Genomic DNA, 20,386 nt, shown 5'->3' with positions numbered 1-20,386 from the left:
ACAGAGTATTACTTGCGCTTCATCGACAGGAAGAACTCGTCGTTGGTCTTGGTCGTCTTCAGCTTGTCGACCAGGAACTCGATGGCCGCCACTTCGTCCATCGGGTGCAGCAGTTTGCGCAGGATCCACATACGCTGCAGCTCATCGTCGGCAGTCAACAGCTCTTCGCGACGAGTACCGGACTTGTTGATGTTGATGGCCGGGAACACACGCTTCTCGGCGATACGACGGTCCAGTGGCAGCTCCATGTTGCCGGTGCCCTTGAACTCTTCGTAGATCACTTCATCCATCTTCGAGCCGGTTTCAACCAGCGCAGTGGCGATGATGGTCAGCGAGCCGCCTTCTTCGATGTTGCGCGCGGCGCCGAAGAAACGCTTCGGTTTCTCCAGGGCGTGGGCATCGACACCACCGGTCAGCACCTTGCCGGAGCTCGGGATCACGGTGTTGTAGGCACGGGCCAGACGGGTAATGGAGTCGAGCAGGATCACCACGTCCTTTTTGTGTTCGACCAGGCGCTTGGCCTTCTCGATCACCATTTCAGCCACTTGCACGTGACGGGTCGGCGGCTCGTCGAAGGTCGAGGCAACCACTTCGCCGCGCACGGTGCGCTGCATTTCGGTCACTTCTTCCGGACGCTCGTCGATCAACAGCACGATCAGGTGAACTTCAGGATTGTTACGGGCGATGTTCGCTGCAATGTTCTGCAGCATGATCGTTTTACCGGCTTTCGGCGGTGCAACGATCAGACCGCGCTGGCCTTTGCCGATCGGGGCGCACAGGTCGATCACACGACCGGTCAGGTCTTCGGTGGAACCGTTGCCGGCTTCCATCTTCATGCGCACGGTCGGGAACAGCGGGGTCAGGTTCTCGAAGAGAATCTTGTTCTTCGCGTTCTCAGGACGATCGAAGTTGATCGTGTCGACCTTGAGCAGGGCGAAGTAACGCTCGCCTTCCTTCGGAGGACGGATCTTGCCAACGATGGTGTCACCGGTGCGCAAGTTGAAACGGCGGATCTGGCTCGGCGAGACATAGATGTCGTCAGGACCGGCGAGGTAAGAAGCGTCAGCGGAGCGCAGGAAGCCGAAGCCGTCCTGGAGAATCTCCAGCACGCCATCACCGGAGATTTCCTCACCGCTTTTAGCGTGCTTTTTCAGCAGGGAGAAAATCACGTCCTGCTTGCGCGAACGGGCCATATTTTCTATGCCCATCTGTTCGGCCAATTCGAGCAGTTCGGTAATCGGCTTTTGCTTGAGTTCAGTCAGATTCATATAGGAATGACGTAATCATTTATGGAGGGGGGGAAATTAAGCTTTTGGCTTAATGAGGCCGCGCCGCGGAGAAGGCGACAGGATCGCTTACTTATTCGAAAAGGAGTGCGTCGGCGACGGCTAGCAGGGGGCAGTGGAGAAACCAGTGCGGGGCCGAATGTACCACCTGAGTTTCGGAGCGTCTAGCCCTGAATACGCAAAAAGCCCCGCAATTTGCGGGGCTTTTTCAGGACAATCCTTACCGCGACGCTTAGAGGTTGGCGTCGAGGAAAGCAGCCAGTTGCGACTTCGACAGAGCGCCGACCTTGGTCGCTTCCACGTTGCCGTTCTTGAACAGCATCAGGGTCGGAATACCACGTACGCCGTGCTTGGCAGGGGTTTCCTGGTTTTCGTCGATGTTCAGCTTGGCGACGGTCAGCTTGCCTTTGTAAGTCTCTGCAATCTCGTCCAGAACCGGAGCGATCATTTTGCAAGGGCCGCACCATTCAGCCCAGTAGTCGACCAGGACAGCGCCTTCGGCCTTGAGTACGTCGGCTTCGAAGCTAGCGTCGCTAACGTGTTTGATCAGATCGCTGCTCATGGAATTCTCCAGGTTGTAAGCAAAAAAACGTGGCCCATCATAGCCGCCCTTCCCTTGTTCAGGAAGCCGCAGATGATTGAGTCTTGCTATGGCACTCGATGAGTTTGGGTATAGCTCAAGTCACGCGCTGGCGGGGGCGATGAAGGATATTCCGGTGCGCAGGGCCGCGTTGCGCACGTGCTCCTGCATGGCTTTCTGTGCAGCGGCTGACGCCCGACGGGCCAGTGCGCGAAGGATCTTGCGATGCTCTTGCCAGGTTTCCATGGCCCGCTCGGCGCGGATGAACGGTAGTTTCTGGCTTTCCAGAAAGATGTCGGCGCTGGCGGTGAGGATGCTCAGCATCGCCTGATTGCCGCTGGCCAGCAGGATCCGCCGGTGGAATTCGAAATCCAGTTTCGCCGCTGCCTCGAAGTCACAGGCGCGCAGCTGCTCGCGCATGGCCGCGACGTTGTCTTCCAGTTCGTCCAGATCAAACGTGCTCAGCGTCACCGCCGCCAGCCCGGCCGCGAACCCTTCCAGCGCGTAGCGCAACTGAAAGATTTCCAGCGGCGAAGCCTGGGCTGCAAACGGCCAGGCCGGTGCACCCTCGCCACGAGGCAACTCGACCGGCGCCTGCACGAACACACCTTTACCCGGCTGAATGCTGACCACACCCAGCGCACTCAAGGACGACAACGCCTCACGCAACGACGCGCGGCTGACGCCCAGCTGAACCGCCAGATCCCGCTGAGAAGGCAACGCATCGCCGGGGCCGAAGCCCTGCTCGGTAATCAGTTTGCGGATCGCTTGCAGCGCCACTTCGGGTACGGCGCGGGAGATCGAGTTCATGGTTTTCCAGACGGACAGGCCAAGGTGCGGCCAGTTGTAATGCTATTCGAGGCATCAGGCAAGTCGTGCCCCAGCGGGGTTCGGCGGCGCAAGCCGATGCGCTATCGCAGTGCGAAACCCGACCTGACTGTTCAGGCCAGTAAGACCGAACAAACCCGCTAAACCCGTGGCTTTGCGTAGCGAAATCGGCGTTTTGGCACGGCCCGTGCTCTGTCCGATCGCAGAATTCACTTCCCGCCGATCCGGAGATTGTCCATGACGAAGCGTTACAGCGCCCTCCTCGCCGCCCTGTTTGCCGGTCTGATGCTGAGCCAGGCCCCCGCCCATGCCGACGGTCTGGATGACGTGGTCAAGCGCGGCACCTTGAAAGTCGCGGTGCCCCAGGACTTCCCGCCGTTCGGCTCGGTCGGCCCGGACATGAAACCGCGCGGCCTCGATATCGACACCGCGAAACTGCTGGCCGACCAGCTCAAGGTCAAACTCGAACTGACCCCGGTCAACAGCACCAACCGCATTCCGTTCCTGACCACCGGCAAGGTCGATCTGGTGATTTCCAGCCTCGGCAAGAACCCCGAGCGCGAGAAGGTCATCGATTTCTCCCGCGCCTATGCGCCGTTCTATCTCGCTGTGTTCGGCCCGCCGGACGCGGCCGTCAGCACCCTCGACGACCTCAAGGGCAAGACCATCAGCGTCACCCGGGGCGCCATCGAAGACATCGAGCTGACCAAGGTCGCCCCCGAAGGCGTGACCATCAAGCGCTTCGAAGACAACAACTCGACCATCGCCGCCTACCTCGCAGGCCAGGTCGACCTGATCGCCAGCGGCAACGTGGTGATGGTCGCGATCAGCGAAAAGAACCCCAAACGCGTACCGGCGCTGAAAGTGAAGCTCAAGGATTCGCCAGTCTACGTCGGCGTGAACAAGAACGAGCCGGCGCTGCTGGGCAAGGTCAACGAGATCCTGACCACCGCCAAGGCTGACGGCGCACTGGAAAAAAATGCGCAGACCTGGCTCAAAGAGCCGCTGCCGGCCGACCTCTGATCGGCGACGCGGGAGACTTTCATGGCCTATCAGTTCGATTTCTTGCCGGTGGTGGAAAACACCGACCTGCTGCTGCGCGGGGCGTTGTTCACCCTTGAGCTGACGGCCATCGGCGCGCTGTTCGGGGTTGGCGTGGGCATCGTCGGGGCGCTGGTACGGGCGTGGAACATCCGCCCGTTCTCGGCGATCTTCGGTGTGTATGTGGAATTGATCCGCAACACGCCGTTCCTCGTGCAGCTGTTCTTCATTTTCTTCGGCCTGCCGTCCCTTGGCGTGCAGATTTCCGAGTGGCAGGCAGCGGTACTGGCGATGGTGATCAACCTCGGTGCGTACTCGACCGAGATCATCCGCGCCGGCATCCAGGCGATTCCGCGCGGGCAGCTGGAAGCAGCGGCGGCGTTGGCGATGAGCCGCTTCGAAGCGTTCCGCCACGTGGTGCTGCTGCCGGCACTGGGCAAAGTGTGGCCGGCGCTGAGCAGCCAGATCATCATCGTCATGCTCGGTTCGGCGGTGTGTTCGCAGATCGCCACCGAGGAGTTGAGCTTCGCCGCCAACTTCATTCAGTCGCGCAACTTCCGCGCCTTTGAAACCTACGCCCTGACCACCCTCATTTATCTGTGCATGGCGCTGCTGATCCGGCAGTTGCTGAACTGGCTCGGGCGGCGCTACCTCTCGAAAAGCAGCGCAAGGAGCAGCCAATGAGCGACTTCACGTTCTGGGACATCCTGCGCAACCTGCTCACCGGCCTGCAATGGACGCTGGCGCTGTCGCTGGTGGCGTTCATCGGCGGCGGGATCGTCGGGTTGCTGATCCTGATCATGCGCATCTCGAAGAACCCGCTGCCCAGCAGCATCGCCCGCACCTGGATCGAACTGTTTCAGGGCACACCGCTGTTGATGCAGCTGTTTCTGGTGTTTTTCGGCGTGGCGCTGGCCGGGGTGGAGATTTCGCCGTGGATGGCGGCGGCGATTGCCCTGACGCTGTTCACCAGTGCTTATCTGGCGGAGATCTGGCGCGGCTGCGTCGAGGCGATTCCCCACGGTCAGTGGGAAGCTTCGTCGAGCCTGGCGCTGAATCCGCTGGAGCAACTGCGCTACGTGATCCTGCCGCAGGCGCTGCGCATCGCCGTAGCGCCAACCGTGGGTTTCTCGGTGCAAGTGGTCAAGGGGACCGCGGTGACCTCGATCATCGGCTTCACCGAACTGACCAAGACCGGCGGCATGCTCGCCAACGCCACTTTCGAACCGTTCATGGTCTACGGCCTCGTCGCCCTGGGCTACTTCCTGCTCTGCTACCCCCTGTCCCTCAGTGCGCGCTACCTGGAAAGGAGACTGCATGCCTCTGCTTAGAATTTCCGCCCTGCATAAATACTACGGCGATCACCACGTGCTCAAAGGCATCGACCTGAGCGTCGAGGAAGGCCAGGTGGTGGCGATCATCGGCCGCAGCGGCTCGGGCAAATCCACTCTGCTGCGCACCCTCAACGGTCTGGAATCGATCAACGACGGCGTGATCGAAGTCGACGGCGAATACCTGGACGCCGCCCGCGCCGACCTGCGCAGCCTGCGGCAAAAGGTCGGGATGGTGTTCCAACAGTTCAACCTGTTCCCGCACCTGACGGTGGGCGAAAACGTGATGCTCGCGCCGCAAGTGGTACAGAAAGTGCCCAAGGCCAAAGCGCAGGAACTCGCGCGGCGGATGCTGGAACGTGTGGGTCTGGGTGAGAAGTTCGATGCCTTCCCTGAGCGTCTCTCCGGCGGTCAGCAACAGCGCGTGGCGATTGCCCGGGCGCTGGCGATGTCGCCGAAGGTGCTGCTGTGCGACGAGATCACCTCGGCGCTGGATCCGGAGCTGGTCAACGAAGTGCTCAGCGTGGTCCGCCAGCTCGCGAAGGAAGGCATGACGCTGATCATGGTCACCCACGAAATGCGCTTCGCCCGGGAGGTCGGGGACAAACTGGTGTTCATGCATCAGGGCAAGGTGCACGAGGTGGGCGATCCGAAAGTGCTGTTTGCCGATCCGCAGACGCCGGAACTGGCGAATTTCATTGGCACCGTGGAAGCGACTGCCTGAAACAGCCTGCTACCCGATCGTTCCCACGCTCTGCGTGGGAACGCAGCGCGGGACGCTCCGCGTCCCAAAAGCGGACGCAGAGCGTCCGTTGAGGCATTCCCACGCAGAGCGTGGGAACGATCAGCGTCGTTGAGTGCGCAACGGTCCCTGGCTTTTATGCGCAGGATCAAGGGTTTGAACCATGCGCGTTGGCGGCAGCGTTTGATCGTGGCACGATGTCGGGGTTATCGACCGAGACCCCCTGACCATGCCGCAATCCCAAGCCAAGAATCTGTCCCTGATCGCCGCGATCGACCTGGGCTCCAACAGCTTCCATATGGTCGTGGCCAAGGCCCAGAACGGCGAAATCCGTATTCTCGAACGGCTCGGAGAAAAAGTTCAGCTGGCCGCCGGCATCGACGATGAGCGCCAGCTCAACGAAGAATCCATGCAGCGCGGCCTCGACTGCCTCAAGCGCTTTGCCCAACTGATCAACGGCATGCCGCTGGGCGCCGTGCGGATCGTCGGCACCAACGCCCTGCGCGAGGCGCGCAACCGTGGCGAATTCATCCGCCGTGCCGAAGAAATCCTCGGCCATCCGGTGGAAGTCATCTCCGGCCGTGAAGAGGCCCGCCTGATCTACCTCGGCGTGTCCCACACCCTCGCCGACACCCCGGGCAAACGCCTGGTCGCCGACATCGGCGGCGGCAGTACCGAATTCATCATCGGCCAGCGTTTCGAACCGCTGCTGCGCGAAAGCCTGCAAATGGGCTGCGTGAGTTTCACCCAGCGCTATTTCAAGGACGGCAAGATCACCCCGGCCCGCTACGCCCAGGCCTACACGGCGGCGCGGCTGGAAATCATGAGCATCGAACACGCCCTGCATCGCCTGACCTGGGATGAAGCCATCGGCTCCTCGGGGACCATCCGCGCCATCGGCCTGGCGCTCAAGGCCGGCGGTCACGGCACCGGCGAAGTGAATGCCGAAGGTCTGGCGTGGCTCAAGCGCCGCCTGTTCAAGCTCGGCGATGTCGACAAGATCGATTTCGAAGGCATCAAGCCGGATCGTCGGGCGATCTTCCCGGCGGGCCTGGCGATTCTCGAAGCGATCTTCGACGCCCTAGAACTGCAACGCATGGATCACTGCGAGGGCGCGCTGCGTGAAGGCGTGCTGTATGACCTGCTCGGCCGCCATCACCACGAAGACGTGCGCGAACGCACCCTGACCTCGCTGATGGAGCGCTACCACGTCGACCTGGAACAGGCCGCGCGCGTCGAGCGCAAAGCCCTGCATGCTTTTGATCAAGTGGCAGAGGACTGGGAACTGGAAGACGGCATCTGGCGCGAACTGCTGGGCTGGGCGGCGAAAGTCCACGAAGTCGGGCTCGACATCGCTCACTATCACTACCACAAGCACGGCGCTTACCTCATTGAGCACTCGGACCTCGCCGGGTTCTCCCGCGAAGATCAGCAAATGCTTGCCCTGCTGGTGCGCGGCCACCGCCGCAATATCCCCAAGGACAAGTTCGCCGAGTTCGGCGACGACGGCGACAAACTGATCCGCCTATGCGTGCTGCTGCGCTTCGCCATCCTGTTCCACCACATCCGTGGCACCCAGGCGATGCCGCAAGTGACGCTGCATGCCAACGGCAACCACCTCGACGTGGAATTCCCTGAGAACTGGCTGGATGAAAATCAGCTGACCCAGGCGGATTTCGGGCTTGAGGCCGAATGGCTGACGCGGGTGGGGATTGTTCTGACCGTGCATTGAGTAACGGGCAGGCACAAAAAAGGCGATCCGGATGGATCGCCTTTTTTATGGCTATGAAACCTGCGGTCAGCTGCTGACCGGTAGAATCGGGCTGCCCAACCGCTCCAGCAACGTCGCCTGGGCACTGCGCGGGTTCTGGTTGCCGGTTGGCGTGTTGCGGATGTAGCGGCCGTCCGATTGCAGGCTCCAGCTGTGGGTGTTGTCGGTCAGGTACAGCTCCAGTTCTTTCTTGACCCGGGTCAGCAGCTTCTTGCCTTCCACCGGGAAGCAAGTCTCGACGCGCTTGTCGAGGTTGCGCTCCATCCAGTCGGCGCTGGACAGGAACATCTGCTCCTCGCCACCGTTGAGGAAGTAGAACACCCGGGTGTGTTCAAGGAAGCGACCAATGATCGAGCGCACGTGAATGTTGTGCGAAACCCCGGCGATGCCCGGACGCAGGCAGCACATGCCGCGCACCACCAGGTCGATGCGCACGCCGGACTGGCTGGCCTTGTACAGCGCGCGGATGATCTTCGGATCGGTCAGCGAGTTGAACTTGGCGATGATGTGCGCCGGCTTGCCGTCGAGCGCAAATTGCGTCTCGCGGGTAATCATGTCGAGCATGCCCTTCTTCAGGGTGAACGGCGCATGCAGCAGCTTCTTCATGCGCAGCGTCTTGCCCATGCCGATCAATTGGCTGAACAGTTTACCGACGTCTTCGCACAAGGCGTCGTCGGAAGTCAGCAGGCTGTAGTCGGTGTACAGGCGGGCGTTGCCGGCGTGGTAGTTACCAGTGCCGAGGTGCGCGTAACGCACGATCTCGCCCTGCTCGCGGCGCAGGATCAGCATCATCTTGGCGTGGGTCTTGAAGCCGACCACGCCGTAGATCACCACCGCACCGGCCGCTTGCAGACGGCTGGCCAGTTGCAGGTTGGATTCTTCGTCGAAGCGCGCACGCAGCTCGATGACCGCCGTCACTTCCTTGCCGTTACGCGCGGCGTCCACCAGCGCATCGACGATTTCCGAGTTGGCGCCGGAACGGTACAGGGTCTGGCGCACGGCCAGAACATGCGGATCCTTGGCGGCCTGGCGCAGCAGATCGACCACCGGGGTGAACGACTCGAACGGGTGCAGCAGCAGGATGTCCTGCTTGCTGATCACGCTGAAAATGTTTTCGCTGTTTTGCAGCAGTTTCGGAATCTGCGGCGTGAACGGCGTGTATTGCAGCTCCGGATGGCTGTCCAGGCCGGTGATGCTGAACAGACGCGTCAGGTTCACCGGACCGTTGACCTGATACAGCTCGGTCTCGCTCAGGTTGAACTGCTTGAGCAGGTAGTCCGACAGGTGTTTCGGGCAGGTGTCGGCGACTTCCAGACGCACGGCATCACCGTAACGGCGGGAGAACAGCTCGCCACGCAGGGCGCGCGCCAGGTCTTCGACGTCTTCGGAATCGAGCGCAAGGTCGGCGTTCCGGGTCAGGCGGAACTGGTAGCAGCCCTTGACCTTCATGCCCTGGAACAGATCGTCGGCGTGGGCGTGGATCATCGACGACAGGAACACATAGTTGTCGCCGGGGCCGCCGACTTCTTCCGGCACCTTGATGATCCGCGGCAACAGACGCGGCGCCGGGATGATCGCCAGACCGGAGTCGCGACCGAAGGCATCGATACCTTCGAGCTCGACGATGAAGTTCAGGCTTTTGTTCACCAGCAACGGGAACGGGTGCGTCGGGTCGAGACCGATCGGGGTGATGATCGGCGCGATTTCGTCGCGGAAGTAGCGACGCACCCAGGTTTTGATCTTGGTCGTCCAGTGACGACGACGGATGAAGCGCACCTGATGCTTTTCCAGCTCTGGGAGCAGGATGTCGTTGAGGATCGCGTACTGGCGGTCGACATGACCGTGCACCAGCTCGCTGATGCGGGCCAGGGCCTGGTGCGGTTGCAGGCCATCGGCGCCGGCCTGTTCACGGGCGAAGGTGATTTGCTTCTTGAGGCCGGCGACGCGGATTTCAAAGAATTCGTCGAGGTTGCTGGAGAAGATCAGCAGGAACTTCAGCCGCTCCAGCAACGGGTAGGACTCGTCCAGCGCCTGTTCCAGCACGCGGATGTTGAACTGCAGTTGCGACAATTCCCGGTGGATGTACAGGCTGCTGTCATCCAGACCGGGAATCGCGATCGCCGGAACCGCCACGACGGGCTCTGCCGCCTGCGCGGGTGGCGCAGGCTCGAGTTCCGGCGGGGTTTCGGTAATCTGCTCGACCACGGGTTGAGCGTCTTTTACGGCAACTTCAGTGAGTCCTTCGGTATTCATCGAATGTTCCTGGGAGGGCTATTTCTGCTCTCGTAACAATTGAGCGGCACGGACAGCAAAGTAAGTCAGGATGCCATCAGCGCCGGCACGTTTAAAGGCGGTCAGGGATTCGAGGATCACGCCTTCGCTCAACCAGCCATTCTGGATCGCCGCCATGTGCATGGCGTATTCGCCGCTGACCTGATAGACGAAGGTCGGCACTTTGAAGGCATCTTTTACCCGGAACAAAATGTCCAGGTACGGCATGCCGGGTTTGACCATGACCATGTCCGCGCCTTCAGACAAGTCCGCGCCCACTTCGTGCAGGGCTTCGTCGCTGTTGGCCGGGTCCATCTGATAGGAGGCCTTGTTCGCCTTGCCCAGGTTCGCCGCCGAACCCACGGCATCGCGGAACGGGCCGTAATAGGCGCTGGCGTATTTGGCCGAGTAGGCCATGATCCGCACGTTGACGTGACCGGCCAGCTCCAGCGCTTCGCGGATCGCCTGGATGCGGCCGTCCATCATGTCCGACGGGGCAACCACCTGGGCGCCCGCAGCAGCGTGGGACAAGGCTTGTTTGACCAGTGCATCGACGGTGATGTCGTTCTGCACATAGCCTTCTTCATCGAGAATGCCGTCCTGACCGTGTGTGGTGAACGGGTCGAGGGCGACGTCGGTGATCACGCCCAGCTCGGGGAATCGGTCACGCAGGGCACGGGTGGCGCGCTGGGCGATACCTTCGGGATTCCAGGCTTCGGCGGCATCGAGGGATTTGAGTTCAGGCGGGGTGACCGGGAACAGCGCCAGCGCCGGAATTCCCAGCTCGACCCATTTGGCGGCCTCTTCAAGCAGCAGATCGATGGTCAGGCGCTCGACACCCGGCATCGAAGCCACAGCTTCGCGGCGATTTTCACCGTCGAGCACGAACACTGGCAGGATCAGGTCATCGACCGTCAACACATTCTCACGCACCAGCCGCCGGGAAAAATCATCACGGCGATTGCGACGCAGGCGGGTGGCAGGGAACAGACGGTTGGCTGGGGTAAAGCTCACGGCAGACTCCTGAGCCCGCGCAAACGGGCGAGCGTGACAGTTATAGATGGCCATTATGACGGTCGTATGACAGTTATGTGCACCCCTGCGACAGGTAGTCGCTTTCCATTGTCCGTGTAGGAAATGTTCACGTCGAGACACATTTCGACACTTTCCTGAATGTGTCCGAAGGGTTAGGCTGCGCGTTCATTTCGCCAGCACCCAGACAATGCTCCAACAATTTCTGCATGACTTCGGCTACTTTGCCCTGTTTCTCGGGACGTTTTTCGAAGGCGAAACCATCCTGGTGCTCGCGGGCTTCCTCGCGTTCCGTGAATACATGGACATCAAACTGGTGGTGGTCGTGGCGTTCTTCGGCAGCTACGCCGGTGATCAGCTGTGGTACTTCCTGGGCCGCAAGCACGGACGCAAATTGCTGGCGCGCAAACCGCGCTGGCAGATGATGGGCGACCGCGCGCTGGAACACATCCGCAAGCACCCGGACATCTGGGTCTTGAGCTTTCGCTTCGTGTACGGCCTGCGCACGGTGATGCCGGTGGCAATCGGCCTCTCGGGCTATCCGCCGGGACGTTATCTGCTGCTCAACGGTATCGGCGCCGCGATCTGGGCCACCGCCCTGGCTGCTGCCGCCTACCACTTCGGCGCCGTGCTCGAAGGCATGCTCGGCAGCATCAAGAAGTATGAGTTGTGGGTACTGGGCGCGCTGTTGATACTCGGCCTGGGCCTGTGGCTGCGCCGCCGGTTCAAGAATGCCCGGCTGGCGAAAAAGGTTTACGAGGAAGAACAGGCCGAGCTGCTGGCCAAGGCCGAACGGCACAAAACCGAAATGACCAACGCCGCCGATCCTAAGACGCCAGCCGACTAAGCCGCTGGCGACAGCCATACAGCCCGATGCCGCTGAGCAGGCTGTAACAGAGCAGACCGACCCATATCCCCGGGCTGGCCGGCCACAGCCCGACCAGCGGCGCCAGCCACACCAGCGGCAGGTTCGATGCCAGCCGCAGCACTTCCAGCTTACCCGCCCACGGGCGATTCTCCAGGGCCACGCCCAACACGAACAAACCGAACGCCACCGCGCCCCAGCCGAGTACCAATGCACGGGTGGGCAGACTGTGTTCCAGATTCATCAGATAACTGCCCAGCGCCACATAGGCGGCAAACTGCAACCCCACGTACCACTGCTGACGGCTGTTCAGCGGCACTTCGAATTTGCGGAACTGACTCAGGTCCGGCTTGTTCATCGGGTACTTCGCCGCAACGTCTGCCGGACGCCAGCCGGTGCGCATGAACCAGATGCGGATCTTGTCCCACACATGCTCGGCACGGCGAGCATCGTCCCACAGCTGCGCGTAGAACTGCAGGTTGGCCCACAACGGATTCCAGCTTGCCAGCGGTGTGGTCACGCCGAAAATCACCGGCTCGTTGTCGTCCTCTTCCTGGAACGAGCCGAACAGACGGTCCCAAATAATGAACACCCCGCCGTAGTTGCGATCCATGTAGAGAGCGTTCTGTGCATGGTGGGCCCGATGATTGGACGGCGTGACGAAGCACCACTCGAACCAGCCGAGCTTGGGAATGTGCCGGGTATGGACCCAGAACTGATACAGCAGATTCAGCGCGGCAACGCTGACAAACACCAGCAAAGGCACCCCGAGCACGGCCATCGGCAGGTAGAAGATCCAGCTCAGCAGGAACCCGGTGCTGGTCTGGCGCAAGGCCGTGGAAAGGTTGTAGTCCTCGCTCTGGTGATGCACCGAATGCGCCGCCCAGAGGATGTTCCGTTCATGGCCCATGCGATGCAGCCAGTAATAGCAGAAGTCATAGAAGACAAAGGCAAACACCCAGACCCAGACGCTGTCCGCAGGCAAGCTGAACAGCGCCAGATGCTCCAGGGCAAACCCATAGGTCACCAGGCCCACGCCTTTGGTCAACAGGCCGGTGGTGGTCGACAACACCCCGGTGCTGATGCTGCTCACCGCATCGGCCAGGCGATAGTTGCTCACCCCGCGCCAGCGGTCGGCGATGAGCTCCGCCGCAATCAACACGAAGAAAAACGGTACCGCATACAGGATGAAGTTCATGACGCGCCCTGGTCGGAGTCTGTAGCACAGATCCTAGGCGTAGCCGCGGCTTGATCCTATGGCAACGAACGACAAATTAGAGGACATTTAGCGCCATGAATCTGGAGAGAAACCCATGAGCAAAAAAGTTGCAGTGATCCTGTCCGGTTGCGGCGTTTACGACGGCGCCGAGGTCCACGAGAGTGTCATCACCCTGTTGCGCCTCGACCAGCGCGGTGCCCAGGTACAGTGCTTCGCCCCGAACATCGCGCAATTGCATGTGATCAATCACCTGACCGGTGAGGAAATGCCCGAGTCGCGCAACGTGCTGGTGGAATCGGCGCGCATCGCCCGGGGCAACGTCAAGGATCTGCGCGAGGCCGATGTCGAGGACTTCGATGCGCTGATCGTGCCTGGCGGTTTCGGTGCGGCGAAGAACCTGTCGAACTTCGCCATCGAAGGCGCCGGCTGCAGCGTGCAGCCGCAAGTGCTGGCACTGGCCGAAGCCTTTGCCGAAGCGGGCAAGCCTGTTGGCCTGATCTGCATCTCGCCGGCACTGGCCGCGAAGATCTACGGCCCGGGCGTGACCTGCACCATCGGCAACGATGCCGACACGGCCGCCGCCATGAACAAGATGGGCGCCACCCATGAAGACTGCGCGGTGACCGATATCGTCGAAGACAAGGCACGCAAACTGGTGACCACCCCGGCGTACATGCTGGCGCAGACGATCAGCGAGGCGGCTTCGGGGATCAACAAGCTGGTGGATCGGGTGCTTGAGCTGACCCACGAAAACGACGCCTGACCGGCGATAGCGATCGTTCCCACGCTCCGCGTGGGAATGCAGCCTTGGACGCTCCGCGTCTGCCTTGCATCGGCGGTGAGGCCGGGACGCAGAGCGTCCCGAGAGGCATTCCCACGCAGACGGTTCGACGCCTCGACGTGGGAACGATCAATGTTCAGGTTTTGCGGGTGAGCCTGGTGAGGATCCGGTCCAGCGCATTGGCGAACGCCTGCTTTTCGCGGTCACCGAACGGCGCCGGGCCGCCAGTGACCTGGCCCTGCTCACGCAGATCGGTGAACAGGTTGCGAGTCGCCAGCCGCTCACCCATGTTCTGCGCGTCGAACTCCTTGCCTCGCGGGTCCAGCGCTGCAACGCCCTTCTTCACCAGCCGGTCGGCCAGCGGGATGTCGCTGCAGATCACCAGTTCGCCCGGCACCGCGTGTTCCACCAGATAATCATCCGCTGCATCCGGGCCGCTCGGCACCACGATCAGCTTGACGATCGCCAGCGCCGGTTTGCTCTGCGGCTGCCCCGCCACCAGCACCACTTCGAAGCGACGCTTGAGGGCGAACTTCACCACCAGCTCCTTGGCCATCTTCGGGCAGGCGTCGGCATCGATCCATACGCGCATCATCTCAAGCCGCCACTCGGCGCTTTTCAGCCACCCAACTGCGGCCATACAGCACGATGATCGCCGCAATCGCCACGGCCTGCGCCGTCAGCGAGTAGGCATCGGCATGAATCCCCAGCCAGTCGAAATCGAAGAACGCCACCGGCCGGGTGCCGAAGATCCCGGCTTCCTGCAACGCCTTCACACCATGACCGGCAAACACCACCGACAGCGCGCAGAGCAGCGCCGCGTTGATGCTGAAGAACAGCGCCAGCGGCAGTTTCGCCGAGCCGCGCAGGATCACCCACGCCAGACCGAACAGCAGCACCAGCGCCGTCGCACCTCCAGCAAGTACCGCGTTATGCCCGGCGGGACCGGCCTGCAGCCACAGGGTTTCGTAGAACAGGATCACTTCGAACAGTTCGCGGTACACCGAGAAGAACGCCAGGATCGCAAACCCGAAACGGCCGCCTCCGCCAACCAGACTCTGCTTGATGTAATCCTGCCAGGCTGCCGCGTGCCGACGGTCGTGCATCCACACCCCGAGCCACAACACCATGACGCTGGCGAACAGCGCCGTGGCGCCTTCCAACAGTTCACGCTGGGAGCCGCTGACATCGATCACATAGGCCGCCAGCGCCCAGGTTCCCAGGCCAGCCAGCAACGCCAGCCCCCAGCCGACGTTGACGCTGCGCACCGCCGATTGCTGGCCGGTGTTGCGCAGGAATGCAAGGATCGCCGCCAGCACCAGAATCGCTTCCAGACCTTCGCGCAGCAGAATCAACAGACCGGAGATGTAGCTCAGCGACCAACTCAGACCGTCGCTGCCCAACAGGCCGGCAGATTCCTTGAGCTTGGCCTTGGCCGCGTCCAGACGCTGCTCGGCCTGCTCCACCGGCAAGCCGTCCTGCAGCGATTGCCGATAGGCCATCAGGGATTTTTCGGTGTCCTTGCGCACGTTGGCGTCGACGTTGTCCAGCGAGCTTTCGACCAGTTCGAAGCCTTCCAGATAAGCCGCAACCGACAGGTCATAGGCTTGATCGTGCTCACCGGCGCGGTACGCCGCCAGGCTCTTGTCCAGGGTCGCGGCGGTGTAGTCGAGCAATTGCGCCGGGCCGCGCTTGACCTGCGGCGGCTGCGCCCGTTGCACACGGAAGATCGCGGCGGCTTCAGGGCCCTCGGCAGCCTGCACTTCGGCCGGGGTCTGGCGGGCGAGGTCGGCGATGTTGTAGGTCTTGTCGGATTTGGCCGTGGCCGGATCGGCGCTGAACTGCGCGATATAGGTCGCCAGATCCCAGCGCTGACGGTCGTCCAATTGATCGGCAAAGGCTGGCATGTCAGTGCCTTCGACGCCCTGGCCGAGGGTGCTGTAGATCGCATACAGGCTCAGGTGATCCATCCGCGCAGCGTCGCGCAGATTGGCCGGTGCCGGCGTCATGCCGAGGCCCGCCGGGCCGTCGCCGGCACCCGCGTCGCCGTGGCACACCGAGCAGTTTTGCGCGTAGAGCGGCGCACCACGGGTCGGATCGGGCGTGATGATCGGGGCCTGGCTGACTTCATAAGCCACCGCCAGTTTCGCCCCCAGTTGCCGGGCCTGACGGGCGACGTCTGCACCGTCCTGTTTCGCGGTGATCGCGGAGTGCAAGGCACTGACGCCTTGTTCCAGCGCCGCTTTCTCCGGTTTGGCCGGCAGGCCGGCGATCAACCCTTGCAGCACCTGGGTGAATTCCAGCTGCTCGCGGTATTCGCCGTCGTCGATGACCTTGCCTGCCTCGACCGTCGGCGGGTAATCGGCGCTGATGTAATCGAGCAGGTGCAGCGCTTGCGGCGCGCCTTCCACGGTGTCGGCCAGCAGATTGAAGCTGCTCAGGGCGCACAACGGGAACACCAGCCAGGCCAGAAATCGGGACGCGGCAGTCATGAATGAGTCTCAAGTGGAAATGCGAAGTTACATATTGTTCACTTCGAGCGCGATTCCCTCAAGCTTTCTCTCCAATACCCGGCACATGGCCACTGCCCACCCCTATAATCCTTCACCTTTCGCCTCTCTGCTCCAGGAAGAGCTGCACTCCATGCGCCAACGCCTGCTACTCCCGGTATTCATCAGCACGATCCTGCAACTGAGCGGATGCGCCGCCTACCGCAATTACGACCTGGAAATGCAGCAGACCAATGACCGGTTGATGCTCGGCGACTATCAGGGCGCCCTGGATGTGCTGGAGTGGCACAACCCGTGGGAAGACAAAGACCTGCTCTACTACTTCGAGAAGGGTTCGATTCTCAGCTTCGCCAACGCCCGCCCGCAGAGCCAGAAAGCCTGGCGCAGCGCCGACCGGATGGTGTTCCAGCGCGAAGAAGCCGTGCCTTCCACCCCCATGAAGCTGCTCAACCGGTTTGCCTATGAAATGGGCACCATGCTGGTCAATGACAAGCTCAGTCGCTACGAAGGCTATGACTACGAAAAAGTCATGCTGACCACACAGATGGCCCTCAACCAATTGGGTGAAAGTGATTTCGACGGCGCCCGGGCAGACATCAAGAAGACCCACGAACGTGAAGCACTGATCGCCCGCCAGCGGGAGCGCCAGTATGAAGAGCTCGAGGAACAGGCCAAAGCTCAAGGCATCGTCGTGCAATACAAGGATCTGCAGGGCTATCCCGTCACCACCCTGGATGCGCCGGCGGTGATTGAACTGAAGAACGGCTACCAGAGTGCTTTCAGCCATTACCTGGCCGGATTCACCTATGAAGCGCTGGGTGAACGGGATCTGGCCGCACCGGGTTATCGCCAGGCGATCGAGTTGCGCCCGAACACGCCCTTCCTCGAACAGGCGTTGCGCAATCTCGACAAACCGCCGGCCAAGGATGATGAAAGCGATGTTCTGATCGTCGTCCAGAGCGGTCTGGCGCCGGCCCGCAGCTCGGTAACGGTGCCGATCCCGGTGCGGCTCAATGAAAATCTGGTCATTACCGCGCCGATCTCGTTTCCCATCCTGGTGCCGGACACCATCACACCGGCGTTCGACCACATCCTGGTGGATGGCCGCAAACGCCCGCTGACCGTGATCAACAGCGTCACCGACATGGCGTTTCGTACGCTGCGCGATGACATGCCGGCGATCATTTCCCGGGCGATGTTCCGCGCCAACATGGCCGCCATTTCCCAGGCCCAGGAAAACGAACGCAATCCGGCCAAGGCCTCGCTGGTCGTCACCGAGCACGACCCCTTTGAGGAAGCCGACACCCGAACGTGGCGCACGCTCCCCGACAAGACACTGGTGGCACGCATTCGACTGAAGAAAGGCGATCATCGATTCAATGCGCCCAATGCGCCCGATGCACCCGGAGCGTCATCGGTCATCCTGCGCATCGACCGCGATCACCAGTTGGTCAACCTGCGAGTTCTGAGAGATGTCGCCAACGTCATCGGCAATGCCAGATTGCCGGATAAGTAATGGCACCCAACTAAACGATGCAATTAAAAAGCTATTACATAGCCAGCATCGCCCGCTTATAATGCCGCGCCCGCGCTATCGCGTTGCGGCATTAAAGCTCCTCTTTTTATGAGGAATTGGCAGGAGGCCAGCGCCACTGCCGATCGGTCCCAGCAGCCCGACCCGCACCCGAGGCTGTCGCTACTCATGGAAGAAGTACCCCCATGGCATTCCGCGCTCCCACTCTGATCGCGCTCAGCGCTGTCACCCTGCTGTCCGGCTGTTCGGCGTTTCGCAACTACGATTCCGAACTGGCCCAGACCAACCAGCAACTGGCTACCGGCAACGTCGACGCCGCCCTGACCCTGCTGGAAAAGAACAACACCGGCCCGGACAAGGACCTGCTCTATTACTTCGAGAAGGGTGAACTGCTGCGCGCCAAGGGCGATCTGTCCGGCAGCCAGAGTGCCTGGACCAGCGCCGACCAGGTGGTGGGCAAGTGGGAAGACTCGGTCAAGCTCGACACCGACAAGTACCTGGCCCAGTTCGGCAGTTTCCTGGTCAATGACAAGGTGCGCCGCTACGAAGGCTACGACTACGAAAAAGTCATGCTGACCACGCAGATGGCCCTGAACCTGCTGGCGGTCAACGATTTCGACGGCGCCCGCACCGCGATCAAGAAGACTCATGAACGCGAAGCGGTGATCGCCGACCTGCGCGACAAGGAATACCTCAAGAGCGAAGAGGAAGCCGAGAAAGAAGGCATCAAGACCGAATACAAGGATTTGCAGGGCTACCCGATGGCCAGCCTCGACGCGCCGGAAGTGGTCGGCCTGAAGAACAGCTACCAGAGTGCGTTCAGCCATTACCTGGCCGGTTTCGTCTATGAAGCCCTGGGCGAGAAAGACCTCGCTGCGCCGGGCTACCGCAAGGCTGCCGAGTTGCGCCCGAACACCCCGCTGCTGGAGCAGGCGCTGGTCAATCTCGACAAGCCGGTCAAGAGCGACGACAGCGACATTCTGATCGTGGTGCAAAGCGGTCTGGCGCCGGCCCGCGATTCGATCCGCGTGCCGTTGCCGCTGCCAATCTCCAACAACGTAGTGATTACTCCGCTGTCGTTCCCGATCATCAAGCCTGACACCTCCACCGCGACGTTCGCGCAGATCGGCGTCGATGGCCAACAGGTCGACCTGACCGCACTGAACAGCACCACCGCCATGTCCCGTCGCGCCCTGCGCGATGACATGCCGGGGATCATCCTGCGCACCACCGTGCGCGCGATCACCAAAGGTGTGGCGCAGAAGAAGATCAACGAAACCAACCCGCTGGCGGGTCTGGCGGTGGGTATTTCTTCAGCTGTGCTCGAAGGTGCCGATACCCGTACGTGGCGTACCCTGCCGGACACCACACAAGTGGTCCGTCTGCGCTTGAAGAAAGGTGAGCACCAAGTCACTCTGCCGAGCGCCGTCGGTGGCTCTCAGGTCAAGGTCACCGTCGACCAGCGTTATCAGGTGATCACCCTGCGCGCCGTCGGCAATCAGGTGTTCGCTGCCGGTATCGCCGCCCACGTCACCCCGAGCGCTGGCGCCACCGCCGTGGCCAGCCTCAAACAACCTTAAGAACGGAGTCTTTGCATGCGCTTCAAACTCATCGCTGTCGCCGCCCTCGCCCTTTTGGCGAGCGGCTGCGCCACACCGCCACCACCGGAGCCGGGCAGTGCCGCGAGCAAGGTCGTGGCCATGGGCCCGCAGAAACACATCGTGGTCGGCGCGATGCGCGTGGCCCGGGAAAACGGCTTCATGACCGTCAACGTGCAGTTGAGCAACACCCTCAACAGCAACAAGACGTTCTACTACCGCTTCGCCTGGCTCGGCGCGGAAGGTTTCCCGATCGCCGAAGAAGAAGTCTGGAAAAGCCAGATGATGTACGGCGCCCAGACCAGCTTCATCCAGGGCATTGCCCCGACGCCGAAAGCCGTGGATTTCCGTCTGGAACTCAAGACGCCGTAAGCCCGACACCCTATTCCCGATTCAGAGAGCATTCCCATGTTTGCACGCTTTTCCTTCATCGCCGTCCTCGCCCTGCTGGCCAGCGGTTGCGCCAACACTTCACCGACCCTGGGCAGCAAGAACATCAGCTACGGCGACACCAAGGCCGTTGAAACCGTGACCAACGAGTTCGGTTCCACCGACCTGCAGATGATCGCCGAGTCGATGACCCGTTCCCTGGCCCAGTCCGGCATTCTGCAGGGTCGTCCTGTGGTGCAGGTCTACGACGTGAAGAACAAGACCAGCGAATACATCGACACCCGCGAAATCACCACCAGCATCAAAACCCAACTGATGAAGTCCGGCACCGCCCGCTTCGCCAGCGACAACACCGCGATGCAGAGTCAGGTCGACCAGCTCAAGCTGCAAAACCAGAGTGGCCTGTACAAGAAGAGCACCGTGGCCAAGACTGGCAACATGATCGCCGCCAAATACCGTCTTGAAGGTTCGATCAGCTCGATCGTCAAGCGCAGCAGCGACTACAAGGACGTCTTCTACAAATTCAGCCTGCAACTGATCGACGTTGAAAGCGGTCTGGCCGAGTGGATGGACGAGAAAGAGATCCGCAAAACCACGGAGCGTTAAT

The 20,386-nt window shown here is 61.5% G+C and carries 19 protein-coding genes; 11 read left to right on the top strand and 8 right to left on the bottom strand.

Features of this window, described 5'->3' with window-relative positions:
- Positions 1-8: 8 nt before the first annotated feature.
- From rho to ACTJK7_RS10345, 3 genes are all read right to left on the bottom strand, one after another.
- Entirely contained in the window at positions 9-1,268 is a 1,260-nt protein-coding gene (gene rho / locus ACTJK7_RS10355) for a transcription termination factor Rho (protein ID WP_011336486.1), read from the bottom strand.
- Positions 1,269-1,518: 250 nt separating this feature from the next.
- The gene (trxA, locus tag ACTJK7_RS10350) at positions 1,519-1,848 is read right to left on the bottom strand and encodes a thioredoxin TrxA (RefSeq protein WP_064379931.1); all 330 of its coding nucleotides are present in this window, start codon (positions 1,846-1,848) and stop codon (positions 1,519-1,521) included.
- 120 nt (positions 1,849-1,968) lie between these two features.
- Positions 1,969-2,676: a FadR/GntR family transcriptional regulator gene (locus ACTJK7_RS10345; protein ID WP_108563527.1), complete on the bottom strand. Its 708-nt coding sequence runs from the start codon at positions 2,674-2,676 to the stop codon at positions 1,969-1,971.
- A 255-nt stretch (positions 2,677-2,931) separates the two neighbouring features.
- Between ACTJK7_RS10345 and ACTJK7_RS10340 the strand changes: the two genes are divergently transcribed.
- The 5 genes from ACTJK7_RS10340 to ppx all read left to right on the top strand — a co-directional run bounded on the left by ACTJK7_RS10340 (position 2,932) and on the right by ppx (position 7,540).
- Positions 2,932-3,717: a transporter substrate-binding domain-containing protein gene (locus ACTJK7_RS10340; RefSeq protein WP_064379930.1), complete on the top strand. Its 786-nt coding sequence runs from the start codon at positions 2,932-2,934 to the stop codon at positions 3,715-3,717.
- A gap of 21 nt (positions 3,718-3,738) precedes the next feature.
- On the top strand, positions 3,739-4,419 hold the full coding sequence (locus ACTJK7_RS10335; RefSeq protein ID WP_039765327.1) for an amino acid ABC transporter permease: 681 nt from the start codon (positions 3,739-3,741) through the stop codon (positions 4,417-4,419).
- Positions 4,416-5,066 (top strand): amino acid ABC transporter permease, encoded by a 651-nt coding sequence (locus tag ACTJK7_RS10330; protein WP_011336490.1) that lies wholly within the window; start codon positions 4,416-4,418, stop codon positions 5,064-5,066. Before ACTJK7_RS10335 ends, ACTJK7_RS10330 begins: the two co-directional genes overlap by 4 nt.
- Positions 5,053-5,790, top strand: coding sequence for an amino acid ABC transporter ATP-binding protein (locus tag ACTJK7_RS10325; RefSeq protein ID WP_011336491.1), 738 nt, complete (start codon positions 5,053-5,055; stop codon positions 5,788-5,790). Before ACTJK7_RS10330 ends, ACTJK7_RS10325 begins: the two co-directional genes overlap by 14 nt.
- Positions 5,791-6,037: 247 nt before the next feature.
- The gene (ppx, locus tag ACTJK7_RS10320) at positions 6,038-7,540 is read left to right on the top strand and encodes an exopolyphosphatase (protein WP_064379928.1); all 1,503 of its coding nucleotides are present in this window, start codon (positions 6,038-6,040) and stop codon (positions 7,538-7,540) included.
- 66 nt (positions 7,541-7,606) lie between these two features.
- Here the strand turns inward: ppx and ppk1 are convergent, their stop codons facing one another.
- Both ppk1 and hemB read right to left on the bottom strand, forming a co-directional pair.
- Positions 7,607-9,832, bottom strand: a complete 2,226-nt coding sequence (gene ppk1, locus ACTJK7_RS10315; RefSeq protein ID WP_011336493.1) for a polyphosphate kinase 1 — start codon at positions 9,830-9,832, stop codon at positions 7,607-7,609.
- A gap of 18 nt (positions 9,833-9,850) precedes the next feature.
- Entirely contained in the window at positions 9,851-10,864 is a 1,014-nt protein-coding gene (hemB, locus tag ACTJK7_RS10310; protein ID WP_007951836.1) for a porphobilinogen synthase, read from the bottom strand.
- A gap of 208 nt (positions 10,865-11,072) precedes the next feature.
- Here hemB and ACTJK7_RS10305 point away from each other — a divergent pair, with 208 nt between their 5' ends.
- The gene (locus ACTJK7_RS10305; RefSeq protein ID WP_285354317.1) at positions 11,073-11,729 is read left to right on the top strand and encodes a DedA family protein; all 657 of its coding nucleotides are present in this window, start codon (positions 11,073-11,075) and stop codon (positions 11,727-11,729) included.
- Here the strand turns inward: ACTJK7_RS10305 and ACTJK7_RS10300 are convergent.
- Entirely contained in the window at positions 11,710-12,945 is a 1,236-nt protein-coding gene (locus ACTJK7_RS10300; protein ID WP_440779452.1) for a sterol desaturase family protein, read from the bottom strand. The genes ACTJK7_RS10305 and ACTJK7_RS10300 overlap by 20 nt on opposite strands.
- A gap of 115 nt (positions 12,946-13,060) precedes the next feature.
- On the opposite strand from ACTJK7_RS10300, the gene elbB reads away from it, so the two are divergent.
- On the top strand, positions 13,061-13,729 hold the full coding sequence (gene elbB / locus ACTJK7_RS10295; RefSeq protein ID WP_440779450.1) for an isoprenoid biosynthesis glyoxalase ElbB: 669 nt from the start codon (positions 13,061-13,063) through the stop codon (positions 13,727-13,729).
- A gap of 154 nt (positions 13,730-13,883) precedes the next feature.
- Here the strand turns inward: elbB and ACTJK7_RS10290 are convergent, their stop codons facing one another.
- Complete coding sequence (locus ACTJK7_RS10290; RefSeq protein ID WP_085654031.1) at positions 13,884-14,339, bottom strand: YaiI/YqxD family protein; 456 nt, start codon at positions 14,337-14,339, stop codon at positions 13,884-13,886.
- Positions 14,340-14,343: 4 nt separating this feature from the next.
- A complete protein-coding gene (locus ACTJK7_RS10285; RefSeq protein ID WP_440779448.1) occupies positions 14,344-16,239 on the bottom strand; it encodes an FTR1 family protein in 1,896 nt (631 codons plus the stop codon).
- A gap of 151 nt (positions 16,240-16,390) precedes the next feature.
- Here ACTJK7_RS10285 and ACTJK7_RS10280 point away from each other — a divergent pair, with 151 nt between their 5' ends.
- From ACTJK7_RS10280 to lpoB, 4 genes are all read left to right on the top strand, one after another.
- Positions 16,391-17,773 carry a COG3014 family protein gene (locus ACTJK7_RS10280; RefSeq protein WP_108563531.1) on the top strand — a complete coding sequence of 461 codons (1,383 nt, stop codon included), beginning with the start codon at positions 16,391-16,393 and terminating at the stop codon, positions 17,771-17,773.
- Between the two features lie 203 nt (positions 17,774-17,976).
- Positions 17,977-19,371, top strand: a complete 1,395-nt coding sequence (locus ACTJK7_RS10275) for a COG3014 family protein (RefSeq protein WP_440779446.1) — start codon at positions 17,977-17,979, stop codon at positions 19,369-19,371.
- A gap of 15 nt (positions 19,372-19,386) precedes the next feature.
- A complete protein-coding gene (locus tag ACTJK7_RS10270; protein ID WP_064379914.1) occupies positions 19,387-19,761 on the top strand; it encodes a YcfL family protein in 375 nt (124 codons plus the stop codon).
- Between the two features lie 36 nt (positions 19,762-19,797).
- Complete coding sequence (gene lpoB, locus ACTJK7_RS10265; RefSeq protein WP_007951848.1) at positions 19,798-20,385, top strand: penicillin-binding protein activator LpoB; 588 nt, start codon at positions 19,798-19,800, stop codon at positions 20,383-20,385.
- Position 20,386 lies beyond the last annotated feature (1 nt).

This window comes from Pseudomonas sp. 22085 (genome assembly GCF_052045815.1).
Lineage (GTDB): Bacteria > Pseudomonadota > Gammaproteobacteria > Pseudomonadales > Pseudomonadaceae > Aquipseudomonas > Aquipseudomonas glycinae.
This window is presented reverse-complemented; position numbering and strand designations above follow the sequence as displayed.

Excerpts from the sequence above, each read along its gene's own strand:
- ACTJK7_RS10305 (WP_285354317.1), top strand. The coding sequence starts at position 11,073 with ATGCTCCAACAATTTCTGCATGACTTCGGCTACTTTGCCCTGTTTCTC.
- ppx (WP_064379928.1), top strand. The coding sequence starts at position 6,038 with ATGCCGCAATCCCAAGCCAAGAATCTGTCCCTGATCGCCGCGATCGAC.
- ACTJK7_RS10300 (WP_440779452.1), bottom strand. The coding sequence starts at position 12,945 with ATGAACTTCATCCTGTATGCGGTACCGTTTTTCTTCGTGTTGATTGCG.
- ACTJK7_RS10340 (WP_064379930.1), top strand. The coding sequence starts at position 2,932 with ATGACGAAGCGTTACAGCGCCCTCCTCGCCGCCCTGTTTGCCGGTCTG.
- ACTJK7_RS10280 (WP_108563531.1), top strand. The coding sequence starts at position 16,391 with ATGCGCCAACGCCTGCTACTCCCGGTATTCATCAGCACGATCCTGCAA.
- ACTJK7_RS10270 (WP_064379914.1), top strand. The coding sequence starts at position 19,387 with ATGCGCTTCAAACTCATCGCTGTCGCCGCCCTCGCCCTTTTGGCGAGC.
- ACTJK7_RS10275 (WP_440779446.1), top strand. The coding sequence starts at position 17,977 with ATGGCATTCCGCGCTCCCACTCTGATCGCGCTCAGCGCTGTCACCCTG.
- trxA (WP_064379931.1), bottom strand. The coding sequence starts at position 1,848 with ATGAGCAGCGATCTGATCAAACACGTTAGCGACGCTAGCTTCGAAGCC.
- ACTJK7_RS10335 (WP_039765327.1), top strand. The coding sequence starts at position 3,739 with ATGGCCTATCAGTTCGATTTCTTGCCGGTGGTGGAAAACACCGACCTG.
- elbB (WP_440779450.1), top strand. The coding sequence starts at position 13,061 with ATGAGCAAAAAAGTTGCAGTGATCCTGTCCGGTTGCGGCGTTTACGAC.
- ACTJK7_RS10290 (WP_085654031.1), bottom strand. The coding sequence starts at position 14,339 with ATGCGCGTATGGATCGATGCCGACGCCTGCCCGAAGATGGCCAAGGAG.
- lpoB (WP_007951848.1), top strand. The coding sequence starts at position 19,798 with ATGTTTGCACGCTTTTCCTTCATCGCCGTCCTCGCCCTGCTGGCCAGC.
- ACTJK7_RS10325 (WP_011336491.1), top strand. The coding sequence starts at position 5,053 with ATGCCTCTGCTTAGAATTTCCGCCCTGCATAAATACTACGGCGATCAC.
- ACTJK7_RS10345 (WP_108563527.1), bottom strand. The coding sequence starts at position 2,676 with ATGAACTCGATCTCCCGCGCCGTACCCGAAGTGGCGCTGCAAGCGATC.
- ppk1 (WP_011336493.1), bottom strand. The coding sequence starts at position 9,832 with ATGAATACCGAAGGACTCACTGAAGTTGCCGTAAAAGACGCTCAACCC.
- rho (WP_011336486.1), bottom strand. The coding sequence starts at position 1,268 with ATGAATCTGACTGAACTCAAGCAAAAGCCGATTACCGAACTGCTCGAA.
- ACTJK7_RS10285 (WP_440779448.1), bottom strand. The coding sequence starts at position 16,239 with ATGACTGCCGCGTCCCGATTTCTGGCCTGGCTGGTGTTCCCGTTGTGC.
- ACTJK7_RS10330 (WP_011336490.1), top strand. The coding sequence starts at position 4,416 with ATGAGCGACTTCACGTTCTGGGACATCCTGCGCAACCTGCTCACCGGC.